The sequence below is a fragment of the Synechococcus sp. H55.10 genome (assembly GCF_047502715.1).
In the GTDB taxonomy this organism is placed as follows: Bacteria; Cyanobacteriota; Cyanobacteriia; order Thermostichales; family Thermostichaceae; genus Thermostichus.
Window position 1 is genome coordinate 1 of sequence record NZ_JANSJJ010000036.1, and the last position, 1,243, is coordinate 1,243.

General features: G+C 49.2%; 3 protein-coding genes. All 3 read left to right on the top strand.

What is annotated here, in order from left to right; all coding sequences use genetic code 11:
- A partial coding sequence (locus tag NW858_RS02855; RefSeq protein WP_414519708.1) for a 2OG-Fe(II) oxygenase occupies positions 1–813 on the top strand: 813 nt, incomplete at its 5' end.
- A gap of 63 nt (positions 814–876) precedes the next feature.
- A complete protein-coding gene (locus NW858_RS02860) occupies positions 877–1,008 on the top strand; it encodes a glycosyltransferase family 2 protein (protein WP_414369215.1) in 132 nt (43 codons plus the stop codon).
- A 33-nt stretch (positions 1,009–1,041) separates the two neighbouring features.
- Positions 1,042–1,243: helix-turn-helix domain-containing protein (locus NW858_RS02865; RefSeq protein WP_414369213.1), on the top strand; the 202-nt coding region annotated here is incomplete at its 3' end.

The following is a 1,243-nucleotide window of genomic DNA, read 5'->3' on the forward strand; positions in this document are numbered from 1 at the left end:
GCTTTTCATCTGCAAAAAGCTTTTCCCAAGCTCAGCCAAGGGATCCATCTCTTGAGCTGGGATCCCCAACACAGAGCCCTAACCGAGCAAGATTTGGCTTACATTCGAGAACTAGGCCCAGGCTTGCTGCTGGCTGCCAATCCGATATCCCTCACTTTTTCTCAGCCGGATCCGCCAGAGCCGGCCCGCTTCTATCCTTGTAAGTACGTCAAGCTGGATAACTTCCTGCCGGCTGAAGTCAACCAAGCCATCTTGCAGCATGCCATTGCTCATCAAGATAAGTTTATCCCTTCGAGAAGCTATAGCCAAAACAACACTGAGGCTGAGTCTCTCAAGTTTCGCCGCTCCTTACGCCTAGATTACGCTTACTTTCAAGAGTATGGATCCCTGCTGAGGGAGAAAATTGCCGCGGTGGCTCCCACAATCTTTCTCGAGTTAGGCATTGATAACTTCGACATCCAAATTTTTGAGATGGAGATGATTGCCAGCCATGATGGCTGCTACTTTACTCCCCATACCGATAATTCTTATCCCCAAACTGCCTTCCGTCAGGTAAGCTGTGTGTACTACTTTCACAAAGAGCCCAAGCCCTACCGAGGAGGTGAGCTGCGTATTTACGATACCCAAAGGCAGAAGCCCCACCCACCAATTCTCCATGGAACCTATGATGAGGTGATTCCAACTAACAACAGCATCGTCTTCTTCCCTAGCAGTTGCATACACGAAATCCTGCCAGTGTTTGGCCCCAGTCAAGCCTTTGACGATAGCCGCTTCACCATCAACACTTGGTTAGGAACCAAGCAACTTGCCTAAAGGCTCGAATTCAATATGGCCAGAGTCTGTATTGTTACCACGGTTCGGGATCCAGGAGTTTGCTTGGAATTCTTCATTCGCTACCACCTTGCCATCGGGATCGCCCACATCTATATCTTCTTTGATGATCCGGAGGATCCCGCTGCCCAGATGGCGCTTAGATTTTCCGAGGTACAGCCTGTTAATTTAAAATAGGGTACAGGTATTCAAGAGGAAGGAGAGAAAGAGATGCCAACCCATTCTTTGGATCTACGGCAAAGAGTTGTAGCAGCTTATCAGGCAGGTAAGACCTCCATCCGCCAGGTAGCCGAACGGTTCATGGTGACCAAGAGAACAGTACACCGCTGGGTGCAACAGTACCAACAAACTCAGGATTTGACCCCCAAGAAAGTAGGCACCAAGCGAGTGGGTATTTTGGAACAACATCGAC